A 19,490-nucleotide genomic window follows, 5' to 3' on the forward strand; every position below is an offset into this window, starting at 1 on the left:
CGCACCGCATGGTTGTTCTGAGCGAACCGAAGCAACGCCGGCACCAGCTGGGTTCCAGTCGCAGCATCCGCCGATTACTGGAGCGGCGCTGGTGGGTCGTGGTTCTGGCCTTGATGCTCACCGGGCTCGGGGCCGCTCTGACCGGGGTGCTGTTCAAGGCGGGTATCAAGCTTCTGGGCAGCTGGCGACTGGAGCTTCTGGCCGACCTGCCCGCCTGGGCGGTCCTCCCAGGCCTCGGCGCCGTCGGCGGCCTGATCTCAGGCCTGATGGTTGCCAATCTGGCGCCGGCCGCCGGCGGATCCGGCATCACCCACATCATGGGCTTCCTCAAACATCGGGCCGTACCGATGGGCCTGCAGGTGGGATTGGTGAAGCTGATCGCAGGCATCGTGGCGATCGGCAGCGGTTTTCCCCTTGGCCCCGAAGGCCCCTCCGTGCAAATGGGGGGATCGGTCGCCTGGCAAATGGCCCGATGGCTCAAGGCCCCGGTGGCCTTCCGACGCGTGATCGTGGCCGCCGGCGGTGGGGCCGGTATCGCAGCGGTGTTTAGCGCCCCGATCGGCGGCTTTGTCTACGCAGTGGAGGAACTGCTGCATTCCGCCCGCCCGGTGGTGCTGCTGCTGGTGATCGTGACCACCTTCTGGGCCGATGCCTGGGCCGACGTCCTTGGCCTGGCCGGACTCAGTCCCAGCAGCGGAGGGCTTGACGCCACCGAAGGCTTTCAACTCGAACGGGAGTACACGCCTCTGGTGAATTTTCTACCGATCGATCTTGGTTATCTGATCGCGCTGGGGGTGGTCGTCGGAGTGCTCGCAGAGCTGTATTGCCGCTATGTGCTCGCCATGCAACGCAAAGGCAACGCCTGGTTTGGAGACCGGCTTGTGCTGCGCATGGTGATCAGTGGCGGAGTGCTCGGAGGCGTGTATGCCTTTCTGCCTGAACCCTTTCACAACCTGGAGGGCCTCCAGCATCTGATCGCCGATGGCAGCGCCGACATCCCGATGGCGCTTGGGACCTTCACCGTGTTGTTCTTCAGCACAGGGCTGGCAGCCGCCTCTGGAGCTCCTGGCGGCCTGTTCTTTCCCATGCTCACCCTGGGAGGCTCCATTGGCCTGGCCTGCGGGATCTGGGTGGAAGCGCTCACTGGGCATGTGCCCAGCACTTACGTCTTTGCCGGCATGGGCGCCTTCGTGGCCAGCTGCTCGCGCACGCCGATCACAGCGATGTTTCTGGCCTTCGCGCTCACCAAAGATCTTCTGATCCTCAAGCCAATTCTGGTGGCCTGCCTGGCCAGCTTTCTGATCGCGCGGCTCTTTGATCACCGCTCGATCTACGAACGCCAACTGGGAATGGAACTGCAGGTGGAGGACCACCTGGCCGCTAAACGAGAGCGCCGAGGCGGCATCCACCACGCCTGGGATGGGTCGGTCCGACGCCGGGCCTTTCAGCCTCCCCCACCACCGCAGCCTGCGATTCAACCTTCAGATGACCCTGCAGGATGATGGGGTATCCCGGACGCCCTCCTGAACCAGGAAACCCTGCTGTTTGATCCGGCAGTGCCGGAACCAGGCGCCCTGCGGACGGTGCTGGCCTTTCCGAGCACCTACACGGTGGGCATCACCAGCCTCGGTTATCAGATCGTCTGGGCCACCCTGGCGATGCGCCCCGATCTGGACGTCCGCCGCCTGTTCACCGATCAGGGAGATCCACCGCACCGACACTGCGACCTCTTTGGTCTTTCCCTGAGCTGGGAGCTTGACGGACCCGTGCTGCTCGATCTGCTCGAACAGCAGCGGATTCCTATCTGGAGTGCTGATCGCAGCGACAACGATCCGCTGGTGTTCGGCGGTGGGCCGGTACTCACCGCCAACCCAGAGCCCCTGGCGCCTTTTTTTGATGTGGTGCTGCTTGGTGATGGAGAGGAGCTACTGCCAGCCTTCATCGATGCGCTCCAGAGCGTGAGAGATCAACCCCGGGCGCAACAGCTGCGCCACCTGGCCCGGATCCCAGGCATCTACGTGCCTGCGCTCTATGCACCCCGCTACGACCCGGATGGCTGCCTGCGGTCGATCGAGCCGATCGAAGCGGACTGCCCCGCGCGAATCGCCAAACAGACCTGGCGGGGCAACAGCCTCAGCCACTCCACGGTGATTACACCGGAAGCGGCCTGGCCAGACATTCACATGGTGGAGGTGGTACGTAGCTGTCCGGAGCTGTGTCGCTTCTGCCTCGCCAGCTACCTGACCCTGCCCTTCCGCACCCCCTCCTTGGATGACGGCCTGATTCCAGCTGTGGAGAAAGGACTCACCGCCACCCGACGCCTAGGACTTCTCGGCGCCTCCGTCACCCAACACCCCCAGTTCAGCGAACTGCTGCATTGGCTTGGCCAAGACCGCTTCGAGGATCTGCGCGTCAGCGTCAGTTCAGTGCGGGCCGCCACGGTGACACCGGATCTCGCCCAGGGGCTAGCCCGTCGTGGCAGTAAGTCGCTCACGATCGCGATCGAAAGCGGCAGTGAACGGATGCGCGGAGTCGTGAATAAGAAACTGAGCACCAGCGAAATCGAAGCAGCAGCGCGGCATGCCAAGCAGGGAGGCCTGAGCGGTCTCAAGCTCTATGGCATGGTCGGGCTACCAGCTGAAGAGGAGAGCGATGTGGAAGACACCGCCTCTCTGCTGCTGGATCTCAAGAAAGCCACTCCGGGGCTGCGCCTGACCCTGGGTGTCAGCACCTTCGTCCCGAAGGCGCACACCCCTTTCCAGTGGCAAGGCGTGCGACCGGAGGCTGAACAACGACTCAAGCTTCTGGCGAAACGGCTCAAGCCAAAGGGGATTGAGCTGCGACCGGAAAGCTACGGATGGAGCGTGATTCAAGCCCTGCTCTCCCGCAGCGATCGTCGGCTCGCTCCGGTGATCGCCGCCGTGCGCGGGTCGCAGGACAGCCTGGGGGGTTGGAAGAAGGCCTACCGGGCAGCACGGGCAGGGGAGCTGCCATCAACCACCAGCGCCGGAGTCACCCTGCCCGTTCCCCCGCCCTGGGAGCAGGTAGTTCATGACGTTTGGGATGAACAGATGGTTCTGCCCTGGACCCATCTCGACGGCCCCCTCAGCCCGTCGACCCTGGCGGCCCATCAGCGGCAGGCACTGGATCTGGCCTAAGCATCATCCGCAACCCGGCCAGCAGAATCCAGCCGGCGATGTTGAGCCGACTGTCAAAGAACGGCATATCGGTGCCATGCAGCACCACCAGGATCAAGACCGACGCCCACCAGGCCCGATCGAAGAGGGTGCGCAGCCCCCTCCGAAGACTGGTGATCAACAGAGCCAAAACAAAACCGATGAGGAGCATGGCCACCGATAGGCCATGGCTCAGAGCGAGCTCCAGGGGAAGGTTGTGGGCATGGCCGTGCCACTTGCCGGTCCGCAAGGGGTAGAGAACGGAGAAGGCAGCTGCCCCCCAGCCCAGCCAGGGACGTTCCCCGATCAGCTGCAAAGCAACTCCCCATTGACTGAGACGGGTGGAAGCCAGCGCCCGCTCCGCCGCATGGCGACTATCGGTGAGCCGAGACCAGATCGCTTCAGGCACAAGGGCCCGGGCCGGCTGCTGAAACGCTGATGGCACCCCTGGCAGCACAGCCAGCAGCAGTGGAAACAGAGCCAGCAGCAACAGCGGTAGCAACCAGAACCAGCTCTGAGCTCCCAGCACGATTGGAACAGCCAGCACCAACGCTCCCCAGGCATTACGGGAATCGGTGAGCAGCAGAGCGGCCACCTGGGCAGTCGCGAGGAGGATCGCCAGGGCCCGCCGCTCTGGTTTCAACCCCGGCTGCACAAGGGCTGCAAGCGCAAAGGGCCAGACCAAAGCCAGCCAAGCCCCGGCGATATTGGCGTAATCGAACAACCCGGACAGACGGCCGCTCGGTTCACCCCCCGGGGTCACAAACCAGATGATCAGGCCGTTGAATAACTGCCAAGGACCCTGCCAACCCCACCAGATCTGGCCCAGACCGGTCACCAGCACTGGCACGGTTCCCACCACCAGCCAAAGGGCGGTACGCCGGCGTCCGTCGGCATCAGAGACATAGGGCTGAAAGCCCCAGAACCCCCAGAAGAAAGGAAGCCAATTGGCAAGTCCAGCCCAGGCCAGCGGTCCTGAATAGGCGCGCAAACATCCGCTGACCATCAGCACCGCGGCCAGGATCAGGGGCAGCGTCCAGGGATCGCTCCAGCCGTTGCGCTCCCGACGCAGACTGCCGATCAGCAGCGCTGGGAAGAGCAGCAGGCTCCCTAACAGCGCAGAGGAAGGCAGCAGAACAACTCCCAACTGAAAGAGCAGCCAGCCACTGGGGGCTGCCTGCCGCGGCCGCTCAGTGGCCAAGGCTCCCGCCAGAACACGGACCGGGCTCACGCGAACACCGCAGTGCGGCCGCGATAGACCATCACCTGACGACGCAGATGCAGTCGCAGCGCCCTGGAGAGTGCCAGGCGTTCGGTATCACGGCCCTTGCGGATCAGATCCTCCACCTCATCGCGATGGCTCACATGCGCAATGGTTTGCTCGATGATCGGGCCGTCATCGAGATCTTCGGTGACGTAATGAGCCGTGGCGCCGATCAGCTTCACACCTCGCTCCCAGGCCCGGTGGTAGGGCTGAGCACCCTTGAACGCGGGCAGGAAGGAATGGTGAATGTTGATGACGGTGGGGAACTCGGCAAGGAAGTCTGCACTGAGGACCTGCATGTACTTCGCGAGCACCGCTAGTTCAATCCGATGCTCCCGAAGCAGCGACAAGATCGTCTGCTCTGCCTCGGCTTTGCGCTCCTTCTCCACAGGAACACACACAAACGGCACACCGAAGTCCTTGCAGAGGGGCTCAAGATCGGGATGGTTGGCGATCACCAGGGGCACCTGCATCGGCAGCTCGCCGCTTCGGGCACGCCAGAGCAGATCCAAGAGACAGTGACTCTGCTTGCTGGCAAAGATCGCCACCCGGGGATGCTCATCAGAAAAGTGAAGCTGCGCCTCACCACCAAGGCGTTCTGCCAGGGCCGCAGCCGCCGGTGCAATCGCCTGGCGCGGTAACCCGAAACCGTCCAGCCCCCATTCAATCCGGCTGAGAAAGAGGCCGGCACCGGCATCGGTGTGGTGATCGGCGTGGCGAATGTTGCCGCCATTGGCCGCGACCCATCCAGCCAACTCGCTCACCAGGGCCGGTCGATCCGGACAGATCACCTGAAGAATCACCGATGGGGATGACACGATTCACCAACGTGGAAGCATCGATTCTGACCCTGTGCGATCACGGTTAAAGTCCACGGGTCTTCCCTGGAATCCCAATGCTGAGCGCCATGCGTCGCCTCGCTGCGTTCTGCCTCTGCCTCGTCCTCTGCTTTGGCCTTGCGGCCTGCAGCGGCGGCGCGAAGGCCAAGCCCGCCACCATCAGCCCCGAGGAGATGGCCGTGATCCGCCGTCAGGCAGAGGGATTCATCAGTGCCCAGGAGCGACTGCCTGAACTGGCAGCGCTCGTGAACAAGCGCGACTGGACCTTCACCCGCAACCTGATCCATGGGCCCATGCAGGAAGTCGGCCGCGAAATGCTGTACATCAATCAGCGTCTGCTGCCAGGCGACCGGGCAGAAGCCAATGAGCTGGCTACGTCCCTGAAGGACGCCCTGGCGAACCTTGACGAAGCAGCCCGACTCCAGGACGGTGTGAAGCTCCAGAAGGCCTATGTGGAAGTCGCCACCGGCTTCTCCAACTACGCCAAGGTGATCCCCGCTCAAGCCCTCAGCTGAGCGCCTCAGTCACTGTCATCGGAGCCGGAGCCGTTGGGGCCGGCTGCGCCTGGCGCCTTGCCAAGGCCGGTCATTCCGTCACCCTGATCGATCCCAGCCTCGGCTCTCCACCCCCCTCCGGAGAGCGTTCCGGTCCGCTCGACAGCGGCACCGTCGCGTCCCTGGGAATCCTGATGGGACTGGTCTTCAGGCGATCCAGTGGTCGCGCCTGGCGCCTGCGGCGACGCAGCATGGAACTCTGGCCGCAATGGGCAGAGGAGCTCGGTGACCAAGAGCAGCCACTTCAGCTCCAGACACCTTTGGTGCAAGTGGCCGCCACCGCAGAAGAAGGCTTGCGGATGCAAGCGCTTGCCGAGGAGCGTGAGAGTTCAGGGCTGCGTTTCCTTAGCCAGGAGCACCTGCAGCGGCAGCATCCCGACTGGCCTGGCGGAGAGCATGGAGCCCTCCACTCCGCCCAGGATGGACGCATTGATCCCCTAGCGCTCCTGAAGGCCCTGCGGAAGCAGCTGACTCGGCTCGATGTGACCCTGATCAGCGAAGCGGTGACGAGAATCCGCCGCGCTCAACCATCGCCTGCGCTGATCGGGAAACCCTGGACTCTGGAGCTTCACAGCAGTGGGTTGCTCGAAACCGACCAGGTGGTGATCTGCAGTGCCCTGGCCGCCCAACCGTTGCTGACAGAACTGGGCCATCAGCGTGCGATGGAACCGGTCCTAGGCCAAGTGCTGGACCTGGAGCTGGCGGAACCAAGCGCACCCTGCTCCCCCTGGCCGGCAGTGCTGGTCTGCCAGGGCATCAATCTGGTGCGGCAGGGTGCATCGGCGAACGGTCGTCAACGACTTTGGCTGGGAGCAACCCTGGAGCCAGGAACCCAGGCCGATCCGCAAGCCCTGAACCAGCTGCTCTCCCTGCAAGGCCAGGCTCCCGCCTGGTTGCAGCGGGCAACCGTCGTCCAGCACTGGCAAGGGCTTCGAGCCCGACCGATCGATCGGCCTGCACCACTCCTGGAGGTGCTCGAACCAGGCCTGATCCTGGCCAGTGGCCACTACCGAAACGGTGTGCTGCTGGCTCCGGCAACAGCGGAGTGGGTCTGCGAACAGATCACAACCCGAAGATGACAAGAGCCTTACAGGCTCTTAAAGGCCAACCCGAAAAGGTCTGCATAGGGTCCGGTTATGGAGTGTTGCTCCATGCCTCTTTGCCCTTGGTGTCCATGCAATCCACACCCTTGCGCCGCGCTCTGACCGCCGCTGCTGGCGTGACCGCCACCTTCGCCCTCGCCTCCTGTTCCTTCGGTGGCAGTGGCGGTGGTGATCAGGTCAAAGGCAACCTCAACGGCGCCGGTGCCTCCTTCCCAGCAGCCATCTACACCCGTTGGTTCCAGGAGCTGGCCCCCCAGGGCGTGAACGTGAACTACCAGTCGGTCGGATCCGGCGCCGGTGTGCGGCAATTCACCGCTGGCACCGTGGACTTCGGTGCTTCCGACAAACCAATGAAGGCGGAGGAGATTGCCCAGGTGAAGCGGGGTGTGCTGCAAATCCCGATGACCGCTGGTGCCATTGCCGTGGCTTACAACCTCAAGGACTGCGACCTGAAACTGAGCCAAGAGCAGTTGGCTGGCATCTTCCTGGGCAAGATCAGCAACTTCAAGGAGCTCGGTTGCGCCGATCAGGCCATCACCGTGGTGCGTCGTTCCGATGGATCAGGCACCACCTACAACTTCACCAAGCACCTCTCCGCCATTAGTGAAGCCTGGAAGAACGGCCCAGGCGCAAACAAATCGATCAAATGGCCCACGGGTGTCGGGGCCAAAGGCAATGAAGGCGTGGCAGCCCAGCTGAACCAGATCCAGGGCGGCATCGGCTATGTGGAATCGGCCTATGTGAAGGGCAATCTGCAAGCTGCCGCTCTCACCAATGCCTCTGGCGAGCTGGTGAAGCCCACCAACGAGACCGAAAGCCTGGCTCTCGATTCCATCGATCTCGGCCCCGATCTGATCGGTGGTAATCCCAATCCACCCAAGGGTTACCCGATCGTCACCTTCACCTGGATCCTGGCTTACAAAACCGGGAATGCCGACAAGACCGATCGCCTGAAGAAGACCTTCGACTTCATGCTCTCGGATACAGCCCAGAGCCAGGCCCCATCCCTCGGTTATGTGAGCCTGCCCGCAGGGGTCGTGGAGAAGGCCAAGGCTGCTGTGTCTGAGATCAGCCAGTGATCCTCTGAAACCGATCCGTCTGATGCGTCAGACAGCAAAAAGGGGGCCTTAGGGCCCCCTTTCTTGATGGCGCAGATCGAGCGAACGACGCTCAGGCGGCAATCACTTTGATTCAGTGAATTCCGCGTCAATCACATCGTCACCAGCATCGCTGCTGGATCCGGCGGCACCATCAGCACCTGGGGCTGCAGCGCCATCAGCACCGGCCTGCTGGTAAACGGAGGCACCCAAGGCATAGAGCTCCTGCTGCAGTTGCTCCAGCAGAGACTTCATCGCGTCGAAGTCCTCCTTTTCGGTGGCCTCCTTGAGCTGGGTGCGCTTCTCCTCCACCTTGGCCTTGGCGGCATCGTCAACCTTGTCACCGAGTTCGCCCAGTTGCTTCTCGGCCTGGTAGACGAGGGTCTCGGCCTGGTTCTTCAGGTCGATTTTTTCGCGCTTTTCCTTATCGGCGCTGGCGTTGGCCTCGGCATCCTTCACCATCTTGTCGACCTCGGAATCACTGAGGGTGGAGGCACCAGTGATTGAGATGGACTGCTCCTTGCCGCTGCCCTTGTCCTTAGCGGTGACGCTGAGGATGCCGTTGGCGTCGATGTCAAAGGTCACTTCGATCTGAGGCACGCCACGGGGGGCGGGGGGGATGCCATCAAGACGGAAGGTTCCAAGCGACTTGTTATCGGAAGCCATCTCACGCTCGCCCTGGAGCACGTGAATCTCCACGTTGGTCTGACCATCCACAGCTGTGGAGTAGGTCTCCGACTTCTTGGTGGGAACTGTGGTGTTGCGGGAGATCATCTTGGTCATCACACCGCCGAGGGTCTCCACACCCAGGGAGAGGGGAGTGACGTCCAGCAGAAGGATGTCCTTGACCTCTCCGGCGAGCACACCGCCTTGAATGGCGGCACCAACAGCCACCACCTCGTCGGGGTTCACCGTCTGGTTGGGATCCTTACCGGTGATCCGCTTCACCAGCTCGAGCACAGCGGGGATCCGCGTGGAACCACCCACCATCACGATCTCGTCGAGCTCACCAGCGGAGAGCTTGGCGTCCTTGAGGGCCTGCTCCACCGGCACGCGGCAGCGATCGATCAGCTTGGAAGCCAGTTCCTCGAACTTGGCGCGGGTCAGGGTGAGGTCGAGGTGCTTCGGACCCTCAGGGGTTGCCGTGATGAACGGCAGGTTGATCTCGCTCTGCGTGGCACTGGAGAGCTCGATCTTGGCCTTTTCAGCCGCCTCGGTGAGACGCTGCAGAGCTTGCTTGTCCTGACGAAGATCAATGCCTTCGTTGGCCTTGAAGCTGTCAGCCAGGTGATCAACGATCACTTTGTCGAAATCATCACCACCGAGGTGGGTGTCACCGGAGGTGGAGAGCACCTCAAAGACCCCATCGCCAACTTCGAGGACGGAGACATCAAAGGTGCCGCCGCCGAGGTCGAAGACCAGGATGCGCTCGTTGCTCTTCTTGTCGAGGCCGTAGGCAAGCGCAGCGGCCGTGGGCTCGTTGATGATGCGCAGCACCTCGAGGCCGGCGATCTTGCCGGCATCCTTGGTGGCCTGACGCTGGGAATCGTTGAAGTAAGCGGGAACGGTGATCACCGCTTGCGTGACGGTCTCCCCCAGGTATTTGCCGGCATCTTCAGCAAGCTTGCGAAGCACCTGTGCGCTCACCTCCTCAGGGGCGAACTGCTTGTCAAGCACCGGGCACTTGACCTTGACGTTGGAACCAGCCTTTTCAACGGTGTAGCTGACTTCCTTCGACTCTTCGTTGACCTCATCGACACGACGGCCAATGAAACGCTTGACCGAATAAAACGTGTTATCGGGATTCATGACCGCCTGGCGCTTGGCGATCTGACCAACAAGCTGGTCCTGATTCTTTGTGTAGGCGACCACGGAGGGGGTCGTGCGGAACCCCTCGGCATTGGCAATCACGGTGGGCTTGCCACCCTCCATCACAGAAACACAGCTGTTTGTGGTGCCGAGGTCAATACCAACAACCTTGCCCATGGGATCCCACCTCCTCGATTGAGTCCGTCTTGAACTTCTGCATCCTCAACAATGGGGCCTCCTACAGGCGAGGTGTGGTTCCCGAACAGTTGGCCAGGCAGGCTGGGGAGTCAGCGCGCAGACCCGTTCATGACCAGCCCCGGGACCATCGGCGCCAGCACCGGTCTGGTGGGCCTTCTCGGCGATCCGGTGCATCACTCACTCTCCCCTGCAATGCACAACGCTGCTCTGCAGGCGATAGGGCTCGATTGGGTGTTTCTGGCCCTACCGACTCCTGCTGACCAGCTAGGCACCGTGACCCAGGGGCTTCAGGCGATCGGCTGCCGCGGCCTGAACGTGACCATTCCCCACAAGCAAACCGTTGCCGGTCTCTGCCGGGAACTCAGCCCCCTGGCCCAGAGAGTCGGTGCCGTCAATGTCCTGGTGCCGCACGCCGATGGCGGCTGGTATGGCACCAACACCGACGTTGAAGGCTTCTACAGCCCCCTGCAGGAAGCTGAATCCGACTGGAGCGAGCGCCGAGCTCTGGTGCTGGGCTGCGGTGGAAGCGCCCGCGCCGTGGTGGCAGGACTGACCGAACTCGGCTGCACCCGGATCCAGATCGCCGGTCGTCGCCAGACGGTGCTGGAAGACGTGATGGCAGCCTGCGGGAGCTGGTCCCCTCAACTGGAAACGCTCCTCTGGAGTGACGACGAGATCCTCAACGATGCGCTGGAGCACAGCGATGTTGTGGTTAACACCACCCCTGTGGGAATGGCCTCTCCTTCAAAACCGGAGGCCGCTGAAGCAAGCCCTCTGAGCACCCACCAAATCGATCGCCTGAAACCGGGGAGCTGGATGGTCGACATCATCTACACACCCAGGCCAACTCGCTTGCTCCAACTGGCGGCAGCCCAGGGCTGTCAGACCCTGGACGGTCTGGAAATGCTGGTGCGACAGGGGGCAGCCGCCCTGCGCCTCTGGTCCGGTCGCCAGGACGTTCCAGTCGGGATCATGCGAGAGGCCGCCCTGGCACAACTGACCCCTCAGGGCTGACCGCCTAGCGTCAGCCAAGCCATAACCGCCGCATGTCCATCCCCGTCTGGCAGCGACTGCTCGGCCTGCTGGTTTACGTGCTGCCCTGGAGTGATGCCATCCCCTTTGGCAGCCACCTGATGGGTCAGTTCCCCTGGCTGCAATGGCTCACCCTTCCGGCACTGCCGCTTGTGCTGCTGGAGCGGGGAATCCCCTTCGGCAACCTGCTGATCTTCTTCCTGTTGTTTTTGGCCGTTGTTCGCAACAGCAACGTGCCTTACTTCATCCGCTTCAACACGCTCCAGGCCCTGTTGGTAGACATCGTCGTGGTGCTGCTGGGCTATGCCTTCGCAATCCTGCTGCAGCCCCTGGGTGGCGGCCTGATGCTGCGAACCCTCTCCAGCACGGTGGTGATCGCCGTGCTCGCCGTGGTGATCTTTGCAGTGATCGAATGCCTGCGGGGACGGGAACCGGATCTACCTGGTCTCAGTCAGGCGGTACGCATGCAGCTCTACTGAGCTGTCAACCCCCCAGGCGTTAAGTTGGTGAATCCGTCGCTCACCCTGGTGAGCCTTCTGTCCCCGTCGGATCGGATTCCATGACCCAGCAGCCCTACTACGAGACGATGTACATCCTCCGCCCGGATATTCCGGAAGAGGAGGTCGAGTCCCATCTCACCAAGTATCGGGACATCCTTGTGGAAGCCGGGGCCGAAGTGCTGGACAACCAGATGCGCGGCAAGCGCCGCCTGGCCTACACGATTGCCAAGCACAAGGAAGGGATCTACGTGCAGCTCAGCCACAACGGTGATGGCCAGCAGGTGGCCGTGCTGGAGAAGGCGATGCGCCTGAGCGAAGACGTGATCCGCTACCTCACCGTGAAGCAAGAAGGCCCTCTGCCCGCACCCCGGGTGATGCCTGGCAGCGAAGCGGCGAGCGCAGAGCCTCAGGCAGCGGAACAGGAAACCGCAACCGCCAACGCCTGAAGCCGGTTCCTGAAACAGCGGGATTGATGCAGCCATGGCACGGCGATAATGTCCGGTCATGGCTGAACGATCGGACCCCTATCAAGCACCCTTCCCTGTTTGGAGAGCTCTCCATGAGCCCAGCGAGGAAGAAGCAACCGATGTGAATCAACTCCGGCAGCGCGTCCAGGAGTTGGAGGCCAGGGTTGAGGAGTATGAAGCCCTGCTTGAGGAACTGCCTGCTTTGTTCGAACGCAAGTTCCAGCAAAGGCTGGAACCACTTCTCGAGCGGTATCGACTGCTGGCCAATGCCCAGGACCTGAATACCACCAAGACGCCGCCCCTCCTCAAAGCAGCCCTGCGCTGGAGACAACGCAACACCTGCGAAGTCAACAATCTCAAAGGCAACAATGGCGAAGTCCCTGAAAGGGCTGCCTGAACGTCAGCGGCGGCGAGCAGCAGCCCAGAGCCTGATCGGCAGCCCCCACACGTAGATGAACCCCTCGGCGGCGCGGTGATCGAATTGATCGTCGCTGCCATAGGAGGCCATGGCCGGCACATAGAGGCTGCTGGTCTCCGAGGCTCTGCCGATCACGATCGCGTTGCCCTTGTGCAGGCGCAGACGCACCACCCCATTGACGTGTTGCTGGGTGCGATCCATAAAGCCATCCAGGGCTTCTTTGAGCGGACCGAACCAGAGCCCCTGATAGATCAGATCAGCCCATTGCATCTCCAGCTGTCGCTTAGTGCGAAGCACATCCGCAGCCAAGGTGAGGCTCTCGAGTTCCTGGTGGGCCTGAATCAGCAGTAACAGCCCCGGGGTCTCATAGATCTCCCGGCTCTTGATGCCCACCACCCGGTTTTCAATCATGTCGAGACGGCCAATGCCGTGACGGCCAGCCAGACGGTTAGCCTCACGAACCAGGGCCACAGGATCAAGGCGCTGGCCATTGATGCTGACGGGATTGCCCGCTTCAAAAACGATCTCGATCTCCTCGGCCTGGTCGGGGGCATCACTGATCGAGGCGGTCATGGCAAACACCTCCTCAGGAGGCGGCACCATCGGATCCTCGAGCGGTCCAGCCTCGATGCTGCGACCCAACAGATTCAGATCGATCGAGTAAGGGGATTTCTTACTGACAGGAGCCGGAATCCCGCACCGCTCTCCGTAGGCAATCGTCTCCTCGCGGCTCATGCCCCACTCTCGAGCGGGCGTCAGCACCTTCAGATCCGGAGCCAGGGCGGCGATGGCCACATCAAAGCGCACCTGGTCATTGCCCTTACCGGTGCAACCGTGAGCCACGGCATCGGCACCGACTTCGCGAGCCACCTCCACGAGACGGCGGGCAATCAGTGGCCGGGCCAGCGCTGTGGAGAGGGGATAGCGACCTTCGTAGAGCGCATTGGCACGGATCGCAGGGAAGGCAAAGTCACGAATAAAAGGCTCGATCAGATCGCCCACCAGCGACTGGCTGGCGCCTGCCTCAAGGGCCTTGAGACGAATCGGCTCCAACTCGTCGCCCTGACCTAGATCCGCGGCGAAGGTGATCACCTCCTCCACACCCCACTCCTGCTTCAGATAGGGGATGCAGACACTGGTATCGACCCCACCGGAATAGGCGAGCACCACTTTCTTCGCGCGCCCCATTAACTGGACTCCTGATCACGATCGTCTGATTCTCCCTCCCCGTCGGCCCAGCCCAGCAAGAGCCACACCGCCAGCACCACAGGAGGACCGAACACCAACACCAGCAGTCCTGGCCAGGCAAGCGGCACAGGATCTGGATGGGTCGCACCCCAGAGCCTTAATGCAGCGCTGATGAACAGCGCCAGCAACCAGACCCCAAGCAACGAGCTCAGCTTGAGGGGCACGCTTTGAGTGGCAAGGTGGACATCAACGCTGTCTCCTATGATGACGGATTGGACTGATTGGACTTGTCCTTAGCGATGAGCAGCGCCCTCGACAGCATCAACCCGGCTCTGACCCGCTACGGGCGCAAGGAGCCCGCACCGGTGCTGCCCCTGCGTGAGGAACCCGATCTGCTGAGCTGGCTGGAGACCAGCGGTCGTCTGGTGGAAGACGAGGAGTCGACCTCACCGGAAGTGAGCACGGTGGAAGAGGAAGAACTCTCCGCACTGATGGGCGAGAAGGAGGACTACAACGCCGCTGACGAGCAGAGCGAAGAGAACTGGGAAGACTGATCCCACAGGCCTGAACCGCCCTAATCTCGGCGCGCCCGAACGCCCCTGCCTTGAGCGACTCCCTGGCGCCGAGATCCAGTTCAGACGGACGCATTGCAGCGACGGTTCTGGCCGTCGTTGTGTTCAGCATCGCCTTTGCAGCCGATCGTTGGATCCCCAATAGCCTGCTGAGCCTGCCGCTGCTGGTGGCCAGCCTGATCGCGGCCGCGACAACGGCCTGGGGGGTGCCGCAGCTGCGGGCCCTAAAAATGGGGCAAGTGATTCGGGAAGACGGACCCGAGGCCCATCAACGCAAAGGCGGAACACCAACCATGGGTGGCTTGCTGGTGGTGCCGGTCGGGGTGATCGTCGGCTCCCTCAGTGCCGTGGGCGAGGAAAGCGGTCCACGGCTGCTGGCGGTTGCAGCGGTCACCCTCGCTTACATGGTCATCGGCGGAATCGATGACTGGCGCAGCCTCACACGACAGACGAACAAAGGACTGACGGCACGAGGCAAGCTACTGCTGCAGGGCCTGACAGCGATTCTTTTCCTTGCCCTTGCAGGATCCCAGGGCTGGATCAGCAGCAGCGTTGCCCTGCCCTTTGCTCTGACCCTGTCTCTGGGATGGCTGATCTGGCCCCTCGCCCTGTTTGTGTTCCTGGCGGAAAGCAATGCCACGAACCTCACCGATGGCCTCGATGGACTGGCCTCCGGCTGCGGAGCTTTGGTGTTTACAGGGCTTGCCCTGCAGCTGATGGTGCGTGGCAACAGTGGTGATCCAGCCCTGGCTGGCTTCTGCATGGCCATGGCCGGAGCCTGGCTGGGCTTTCTCGCCCACAACCGCAACCCGGCAAGACTGTTCATGGGTGACACCGGATCCTTGGCGATGGGGGCTTCCCTCAGCGCCGTGGCGCTGCTCAGCAACAGCCTCTGGCCTCTTCTGGTGATGGGTGGTGTGTTCCTGGCGGAATCCCTCTCCGTGATCCTTCAGGTTTGGGTGTTCAAGGCCACCAAAGGCCCCGATGGCGTCGGCCGTCGCGTGTTCCGAATGGCACCGCTGCATCACCATTTCGAACTGGGTGGCTGGAGCGAACAGACGGTGGTGCGCAGCTTCTGGCTGATCAATGCTGGCCTCGTGCTGCTGGGGTTGCTCTTCCTTCCTCTTCCATAAAGGGAAGGAAGACCCCTGAATCCAACTGACACGATGCCGTTGCTTTCCCGTTACGGTTTCGTCTCAGGTTGAAGAAGTTTCCGTTCTTCGGAGAGCATGAAGCTCATCCCCGAGTCATCGACCCTGGACGCATTGCCATGGCCTATTTCACCTGGAAGGAAGCTGGACTCACCAGCGATTGCCCCAGCCTCCAAGCCATGGCGGCCCGCTTCGAAGAAGCCGCGAGCCTGATGCGACGGATGGCCGGTGAAGGATTCCAGTTGGAACGTTCCGCCGGAGAGGCAAGGATCACCCATCCCCAGGCGGAGGTGTTCGATGCCTGGGGGTTCATCAATGAGGAATCGCCGGAACGGCAACTCACCTTGATTCCGGATCAACCCGATTGAGCCAAGCGACCTCACTGTCGCCGGAGCGCACCGACAATCCAAACCACAAGAAACGCGAGCGACGAAACACCCAGATAGATCAGAGCCCACTTCTGCATGGTGGCGATCTCCCAGCCGAACAACAGACCATCCGCCGCATCGCCAGCCGTGGAAAACGCAAAGACGACAGGCATGGCCGGTGGAGCGCGAAGATCACCCCATGCTGCCCTGTCCATGACGATGACCCTGTTTCCAAAAACGGTGATGCTGCTGGGTAGCGGCGAACTGGGGAAAGAGGTGGTGATCGCTGCCCAGCGCCTCGGATGCCGGGTGATCGCCTGCGATCGCTATGCCAACGCTCCCGCGATGCAGGTTGCGGATGCGGCGGAGGTGTTCGCCATGACCGACCCAGAGCTGCTCCAAACGGTGGTGCGACGTCATCAACCGGATGTGGTGATTCCGGAAATCGAGGCCCTGGCCGTGGATGCCCTCCAGGCCCTGGAGGATGACGGCATCCGGGTGATCCCTACGGCACGGGCGACAGCAGTCACCATGAACCGGGACCGGATCCGAGACCTGGCGGCTGGCCCCCTGGGACTGCGTACCGCGCGTTTCGCCTATGCCGCCAACCTCGAAGAACTGAGACAGGCTGCGGAACCATTGGGTTGGCCCGTGGTGGTGAAGCCGGTGATGAGCTCCTCCGGCAAAGGGCAAAGCGTGGTGAACAGTGCCGATGAACTGGACGCGGCCTGGCAGGCAGCGGTTTTAGGGGCCCGCGGAAGCGCTGAGCGGGTGATCGTGGAGGAATTCCTTCGCTTCGAGCTGGAAATCACCCTGCTCACGATTCGTCAGAGCGATGGCACCACCCTGTTCTGCCCACCGATCGGTCACGAACAGAGCGGTGGTGACTACCAATGCAGCTGGCAGCCCGCCGCCCTCAGCGCCGGACAGCTGGAACAAGCCCAAGCCATGGCGCGCAGCGTTACCGACAACCTGGGCGGTGCGGGACTGTTTGGAGTGGAGTTCTTCCTCTGCGGCGATGAGGTGATCTTTTCGGAGCTCTCGCCACGCCCGCATGACACTGGCCTGGTGACACTGATCAGCCAGAACCTGAGTGAGTTCGAACTGCATCTACGCGCCGTGCTCGGTTTACCGATCCCAACGATCCGCTGCGAACAACCCTCAGCCAGCCGCGTGATCCTGGCGAATGAGCACCTGAACCAAGTGCGTTACGCAGGACTGACAGAGGCCTTGCAGGAGAACAACACCGAAGTGCTGCTGTTTGGAAAACCCGATGCACGCCCTGGCCGGCGCATGGGGGTCGCCCTCGCACAGGGATCGGATCTGAACGAAGCCCGCAGCAAGGCAGACCGAGCGGCTGACCGGATTCAGGTGCTAAGCGCCTAGCGACGCTGAAGAAAGCGATAGTGCTGGAGCCCTTCCAGCACACCAGACACTTTGGAGCGACTGGCAAAGAACACGCGCTGCTGCTGACGGAAGCCCTCCAGGCAAGGGTCATGTTCGGCAGGCACCACCGTGGCAGGCAGACCACGCACCAGTTCGGCATCGCCCTGCTGACTGGCCACCACCAAAATCCGATCGAGGGGCAGTTGCCAGCGAAGCGCGAGGAAACGGATCGCTTCACTGCGAGAAGCCCGCAGTGGCAACACATCCAGAAACCAGTGGCAGCGAAGGTAGGGACGCGCCGCCTGGCGACGTTGGCGCAGGCGCTGACGCACCAACGCCAGAATCGCCTCGCCAGGTTGTCGAAGCAAGTAGCTGACCTTGAAGGGGCCCTGCTGGGCTGAATCCTGCAACTCCAGATGGGCACCGAGATCGGAAAGACTTCGTTCCACCTCATCTCGCTGCCAGTCCACCGCAATCCGCGCAGCCCACTGGGGATCGGCTTCGAGATCCTCTCCGTAGGCGATCTCCGTGCCTGCCCGGGTGATCCACACACTGGGCGACGGCAGGTGCAGCTCAGCAAAACGGTGACGGGCCGCGGCCAGCGAACGACCGCTGAGAATCCCAAAACTGCCAGCCCCGGCCCCTGGCCCACTGGCCTCTAACTGCTGCCGAAGCAGCTGAAGCGCGTCAGCATCGGGCTGCTCGAGGCTGCTGTCGAGATCCAACAGCAGCAACCGATCACCAAGCGGACGCCTCTCAGGGCTGGTGGTTCGGGCTGCAACTAGGGATGCAGCCGCATGGACCCGCTGCTGCATCAAGGCCAGATAGCGGCAGACGTGGGCATCCCAGCTGAAATGACGACTGACCGCCTCAATGCCGTTGTCGCGCCAGCGACGCCAGCGCTCCGGATCCGAGCTGGCCCGTTCCAGACCATCCTGAAGCGCCTCCAGGTCGGTCACATCCACCAGCAAACCGTTATCGCAACGCGCCAGGATGTCGCGCGGTCCGCCGTCATCAGTCGCCACCATCGGCAAGCCACAGGCCGCGGCCTCCAAAAGGGTGAGCCCGAAGGGTTCCGTGAGCGCCGGATTCACAAACAAACCGCGACGACGAGCCGCCCAGCGATACACGGCTGGAATCTGCGCGCGCTGATGCTGTTTGGGATAGGCAACCTTGCCGTAGAGGTCGTAACGGTCCACCAGGTCGAACACCTGCTGAAACACCTCTCGCTGCTGTTTTTCGAGTTGACGGGGATCCTCTCGACAGCCGAGCACAAGCACCAGATTGTGGCGTTGCCGCAACACCGCAGAACGACCGAACGCCTCCACCAGTGCCGGAATGTTCTTGCGACGAACCGCCCTGGAAATCGCCAGCAGGGGAGGGAGTTCCGGTTCCCTGAGAAAGGACGCCAAAAGACCATCCACCACAGGAGCTTCCCCTGGCGTGGCATCGGGATGGAACCGCTGGGAGTCCACTCCCGGCGGCACCACCTGAGCCTGTTCGGCCTGGAAGCGGCCGTAACGGGCATATTGCTCATCCGCCTCCTGGCGGGTGCTGGTGATCACGAGATCGGCATGGGCCAGGGCGAGCTCCTCGGCATCGATGCGCCGACTGATTGCAAACGCCTGCTCGATTTGTTCGTGATCCCCACCAGCGGCAAGCAAGCGACGCAATTTCTCGCGACCGAGGGAATGGCCGGTGAAGACCAGAGGGATGCCAAGCCGGCGACTGACCAGGGCGCCCACGTATCCGGCATCGGCGTAATGGGCGTGAATCCAATCCGGTCGATGCTGAGGATGCTGGAGACGGGTCACCAACTGATCAGCCAGCTCGTCGAGATGCGGCCAGAGCAATTCTTTGCGCAGATAGCGGCGTGGTCCGAAGGGAAAGCGCAGGATCGAAGCCCCCGGCGCGATCAGTTCCTCGCTTCGGGCGTAATCAGCGGAGACGCGCCGGTCCTGAATCAGGCGAGTGACAACCTCAACCCGCTCCACTTCCGGACGAGCGGCCAGGCCCCTGGCCAGTTCGAGCACGTAGAGGGTCTGACCGCCAGTGTCGGCATCACGGCCAAGCTCAAGATCATGCGACCGAAACAGTCCGTGCAGGTGCAGATGCAACAGCTTCAAACCCACACTCACCCCCGACGCACAACAGAGCAATCGAGCGATTGCCTTTGGTTAAGAGATAAGGGCGGCAATCAAGCAAAAAACTGAAAAGAATCTGAGAGATTCGCCATAGATCACCCTCGCAAGCGCGAAACCGCTCTGCCTGCAAGGGGATTAGAGCAAAGGCTCAGGAGAACGACGCAACAACCACATGAGGAAATGCAAACAGATCAGGGGTTGATGAAAAGCAGCCACCTGTCTTA

The 19,490-nt window shown here is 62.3% G+C and carries 20 protein-coding genes; 13 read left to right on the forward strand and 7 right to left on the reverse strand.

The features are described from left to right. The first annotated feature begins 8 nt into the window (after nucleotides 1–8). Nucleotides 9–1,502 carry a ClC family H(+)/Cl(-) exchange transporter gene (locus tag H0O21_RS03355; protein ID WP_185190374.1) on the forward strand — a complete coding sequence of 498 codons (1,494 nt, stop codon included), beginning with the start codon at nucleotides 9–11 and terminating at the stop codon, nucleotides 1,500–1,502. An 81-nt stretch (nucleotides 1,503–1,583) separates the two neighbouring features. Then, nucleotides 1,584–3,158, forward strand: a complete 1,575-nt coding sequence (locus H0O21_RS03360; protein ID WP_221625472.1) for a radical SAM protein — start codon at nucleotides 1,584–1,586, stop codon at nucleotides 3,156–3,158. Here H0O21_RS03360 and H0O21_RS03365 read toward each other — a convergent pair. Together H0O21_RS03365 and purU are read right to left on the reverse strand one after the other, a co-directional pair. Then, on the reverse strand, nucleotides 3,106–4,377 hold the full coding sequence (locus H0O21_RS03365; RefSeq protein WP_185190852.1) for an O-antigen ligase: 1,272 nt from the start codon (nucleotides 4,375–4,377) through the stop codon (nucleotides 3,106–3,108). The two genes, H0O21_RS03360 and H0O21_RS03365, sit on opposite strands and share 53 nt — an antisense overlap. Before the next feature lie 26 nt (nucleotides 4,378–4,403). After that, complete coding sequence (gene purU, locus H0O21_RS03370) at nucleotides 4,404–5,258, reverse strand: formyltetrahydrofolate deformylase (RefSeq protein WP_185190375.1); 855 nt, start codon at nucleotides 5,256–5,258, stop codon at nucleotides 4,404–4,406. Nucleotides 5,259–5,335: 77 nt separating this feature from the next. Here purU and psbQ point away from each other — a divergent pair, with 77 nt between their 5' ends. The 3 genes from psbQ (at nucleotide 5,336) to pstS (ending at nucleotide 8,015) form a co-directional block, all read left to right on the forward strand. Then, nucleotides 5,336–5,794: a photosystem II protein PsbQ gene (psbQ, locus tag H0O21_RS03375; RefSeq protein ID WP_185190376.1), complete on the forward strand. Its 459-nt coding sequence runs from the start codon at nucleotides 5,336–5,338 to the stop codon at nucleotides 5,792–5,794. A 17-nt stretch (nucleotides 5,795–5,811) separates the two neighbouring features. Next, nucleotides 5,812–6,912, forward strand: a complete 1,101-nt coding sequence (locus tag H0O21_RS03380) for an NAD(P)/FAD-dependent oxidoreductase (protein ID WP_370523104.1) — start codon at nucleotides 5,812–5,814, stop codon at nucleotides 6,910–6,912. Between the two features lie 95 nt (nucleotides 6,913–7,007). Then, nucleotides 7,008–8,015: a phosphate ABC transporter substrate-binding protein PstS gene (gene pstS, locus H0O21_RS03385; RefSeq protein WP_185190377.1), complete on the forward strand. Its 1,008-nt coding sequence runs from the start codon at nucleotides 7,008–7,010 to the stop codon at nucleotides 8,013–8,015. A 102-nt stretch (nucleotides 8,016–8,117) separates the two neighbouring features. Here pstS and dnaK read toward each other — a convergent pair whose 3' ends face one another. Beyond that, nucleotides 8,118–10,019: a molecular chaperone DnaK gene (dnaK, locus tag H0O21_RS03390; protein WP_185190378.1), complete on the reverse strand. Its 1,902-nt coding sequence runs from the start codon at nucleotides 10,017–10,019 to the stop codon at nucleotides 8,118–8,120. Between the two features lie 129 nt (nucleotides 10,020–10,148). On the opposite strand from dnaK, the gene H0O21_RS03395 reads away from it, so the two are divergent. From H0O21_RS03395 to H0O21_RS03410, 4 genes are all read left to right on the forward strand, one after another. After that, on the forward strand, nucleotides 10,149–11,054 hold the full coding sequence (locus tag H0O21_RS03395; RefSeq protein ID WP_185190379.1) for a shikimate dehydrogenase: 906 nt from the start codon (nucleotides 10,149–10,151) through the stop codon (nucleotides 11,052–11,054). Nucleotides 11,055–11,086: 32 nt separating this feature from the next. Beyond that, complete coding sequence (locus H0O21_RS03400) at nucleotides 11,087–11,551, forward strand: Tic20 family protein (RefSeq protein WP_131455092.1); 465 nt, start codon at nucleotides 11,087–11,089, stop codon at nucleotides 11,549–11,551. Nucleotides 11,552–11,631: 80 nt separating this feature from the next. Next, on the forward strand, nucleotides 11,632–12,018 hold the full coding sequence (gene rpsF, locus H0O21_RS03405; protein ID WP_131455093.1) for a 30S ribosomal protein S6: 387 nt from the start codon (nucleotides 11,632–11,634) through the stop codon (nucleotides 12,016–12,018). 58 nt (nucleotides 12,019–12,076) lie between these two features. After that, nucleotides 12,077–12,436, forward strand: a complete 360-nt coding sequence (locus H0O21_RS03410; protein WP_185190380.1) for a hypothetical protein — start codon at nucleotides 12,077–12,079, stop codon at nucleotides 12,434–12,436. Between the two features lie 3 nt (nucleotides 12,437–12,439). Here H0O21_RS03410 and H0O21_RS03415 read toward each other — a convergent pair whose 3' ends face one another. Together H0O21_RS03415 and H0O21_RS03420 are read right to left on the reverse strand one after the other, a co-directional pair. Continuing rightward, on the reverse strand, nucleotides 12,440–13,645 hold the full coding sequence (locus H0O21_RS03415; protein ID WP_185190381.1) for an argininosuccinate synthase: 1,206 nt from the start codon (nucleotides 13,643–13,645) through the stop codon (nucleotides 12,440–12,442). After that, the gene (locus H0O21_RS03420) at nucleotides 13,645–13,869 is read right to left on the reverse strand and encodes a hypothetical protein (RefSeq protein WP_185190382.1); all 225 of its coding nucleotides are present in this window, start codon (nucleotides 13,867–13,869) and stop codon (nucleotides 13,645–13,647) included. The genes H0O21_RS03415 and H0O21_RS03420 overlap by 1 nt, the downstream gene beginning before the upstream one ends. A gap of 75 nt (nucleotides 13,870–13,944) precedes the next feature. Between H0O21_RS03420 and H0O21_RS03425 the strand changes: the two genes are divergently transcribed. The 3 genes from H0O21_RS03425 (at nucleotide 13,945) to H0O21_RS03435 (ending at nucleotide 15,736) form a co-directional block, all read left to right on the forward strand. Next, nucleotides 13,945–14,199 (forward strand): DUF3134 family protein, encoded by a 255-nt coding sequence (locus H0O21_RS03425; RefSeq protein WP_131455097.1) that lies wholly within the window; start codon nucleotides 13,945–13,947, stop codon nucleotides 14,197–14,199. Between the two features lie 50 nt (nucleotides 14,200–14,249). After that, complete coding sequence (gene mraY, locus H0O21_RS03430) at nucleotides 14,250–15,350, forward strand: phospho-N-acetylmuramoyl-pentapeptide-transferase (protein WP_185190383.1); 1,101 nt, start codon at nucleotides 14,250–14,252, stop codon at nucleotides 15,348–15,350. A gap of 137 nt (nucleotides 15,351–15,487) precedes the next feature. After that, nucleotides 15,488–15,736: a hypothetical protein gene (locus tag H0O21_RS03435; RefSeq protein WP_131455099.1), complete on the forward strand. Its 249-nt coding sequence runs from the start codon at nucleotides 15,488–15,490 to the stop codon at nucleotides 15,734–15,736. 11 nt (nucleotides 15,737–15,747) lie between these two features. Here H0O21_RS03435 and H0O21_RS03440 read toward each other — a convergent pair whose 3' ends face one another. Beyond that, nucleotides 15,748–15,909, reverse strand: a complete 162-nt coding sequence (locus tag H0O21_RS03440; RefSeq protein WP_131455100.1) for a cytochrome B6 — start codon at nucleotides 15,907–15,909, stop codon at nucleotides 15,748–15,750. Between the two features lie 46 nt (nucleotides 15,910–15,955). Between H0O21_RS03440 and purT the strand changes: the two genes are divergently transcribed. After that, a complete protein-coding gene (gene purT, locus H0O21_RS03445; protein WP_185190384.1) occupies nucleotides 15,956–17,122 on the forward strand; it encodes a formate-dependent phosphoribosylglycinamide formyltransferase in 1,167 nt (388 codons plus the stop codon). Here purT and H0O21_RS03450 read toward each other — a convergent pair. Next, on the reverse strand, nucleotides 17,119–19,254 hold the full coding sequence (locus H0O21_RS03450) for an HAD family hydrolase (RefSeq protein WP_185190385.1): 2,136 nt from the start codon (nucleotides 19,252–19,254) through the stop codon (nucleotides 17,119–17,121). The two genes, purT and H0O21_RS03450, sit on opposite strands and share 4 nt — an antisense overlap. Between the last annotated feature and the right edge of the window lie 236 nt (nucleotides 19,255–19,490).

Origin of the sequence: Synechococcus sp. HK01-R (assembly GCF_014217855.1) — a bacterium.
Classification (GTDB): Bacteria; Cyanobacteriota; Cyanobacteriia; order PCC-6307; family Cyanobiaceae; genus Synechococcus_C.